Origin of the sequence: Synechococcus sp. W55.2 (genome assembly GCF_047461635.1) — a bacterium.
In the GTDB taxonomy this organism is placed as follows: domain Bacteria; phylum Cyanobacteriota; class Cyanobacteriia; order Thermostichales; family Thermostichaceae; genus Thermostichus.
In genome coordinates, this window is sequence record NZ_JANSHM010000122.1 from 1 (window position 1) to 1,060 (window position 1,060).

Genomic DNA, 1,060 nt, shown 5'->3' on the forward strand with positions numbered 1-1,060 from the left:
ATGACCATAGCGGTAGGGCGCGTGCGTCAGGAGCGAGGATGGTTCGACATCGTCGATGACTGGCTCAAGCGCGACAGATTCGTGTTCATCGGCTGGTCCGGGCTGCTGCTGTTCCCCTGCGCTTACCTAGCCCTGGGCGGCTGGCTCACCGGCACCACCTTTGTAACTTCCTGGTACACCCACGGGTTGGCCAGCTCCTACCTGGAAGGGTGCAACTTTTTGACCGTAGCCGTCTCCACCCCCGCCGACAGCATGGGGCACAGCCTGCTGCTGCTGTGGGGCCCCGAAGCCCAGGGGGACTTCACCCGCTGGTGCCAGATTGGGGGGCTGTGGACCTTTGTGGCCCTGCACGGGGCGCTGGGGCTGATTGGCTTTATGCTGCGGCAATTTGAGATTGCCCGGCTGGTGGGGGTGCGGCCCTACAACGCCATTGCGTTTAGCGCGCCGATAGCGGTGTTTGTGAGCGTGTTTTTGATTTACCCGCTGGGGCAGAGCAGCTGGTTTTTTGCGCCCAGCTTTGGGGTGGCGGGGATTTTCCGCTTTTTGCTGTTTTTCCAGGGGTTCCACAACTGGACGCTGAACCCGTTCCACATGATGGGGGTGGCTGGCGTTTTGGGTGGAGCGCTGTTGTGTGCCATCCATGGGGCGACGGTGGAGAACACCCTGTTTCAGGATGGGGATGCGGCCAGCACCTTTCGGGCTTTTGAGCCGACGCAGTCGGAGGAGACCTACTCGATGGTGACGGCCAACCGGTACTGGAGCCAGATTTTTGGGATAGCGTTTTCCAACAAGCGGTGGCTGCACTTTTTCATGTTGTTTGTGCCGGTGACGGGTTTGTGGATGTCGAGCATTGGGGTAGTGGGGTTGGCGCTGAATCTGCGGGCGTATGACTTTATCAGTCAGGAGGTGCGGGCAGCGGAAGACCCTGAGTTTGAGACGTTTTACACGAAGAACATTTTGCTGAACGAGGGGATTCGGGCGTGGATGGCGCCGCAGGACCAGCCCCATGAGCGCTTTGAGTTCCCTGAAGAAGTCCTCCCCCGCGGCAATGCGCTCTAAA

The 1,060-nt window shown here is 59.9% G+C and carries 1 protein-coding gene; it reads left to right on the top strand.

Annotation, left to right across the window (positions count from 1 at the left end):
* Nucleotides 1-1,059, top strand: a 1,059-nt coding sequence (psbD, locus tag NW828_RS13805) for a photosystem II D2 protein (photosystem q(a) protein) (RefSeq protein WP_414332488.1), incomplete at its 5' end; no start/stop codon positions are given.
* Between the last annotated feature and the right edge of the window lies 1 nt (nt 1,060).